Genomic DNA, 270 nt, shown 5'->3' on the forward strand with positions numbered 1-270 from the left:
GCAAGACGCTTAGGACGAACAAGCTTACCGTCACGGCTGATAAGAACGTCGCCTGGGTTAGTGTCTTCTGGTGCAACTTCTTCAACGTCTAGGTAAGAGTTGTAGATATCGCCAGCATCGCCTGGCTCGTTTACAACAGCGATTTCTTTAGTAAGACCAGCACCTTCAGAGTCAGTACGTGCAACGATTACACCGTCATCAACACCTAGCTCAAGGAAAGCGTAACGTAGTGCGCGAAGCTTACCGTGGAAGTCAGCGTGAGGAACAGTT

General features: G+C 49.6%; 1 pseudogene. It reads right to left on the reverse strand.

The annotated features are described in order from the left end of the window. Positions 1 to 270: pseudogene (locus A3751_RS01995) on the reverse strand (isocitrate lyase); the annotation flags it as partial.

The organism is Oleiphilus sp. HI0080, assembly GCF_001635135.1.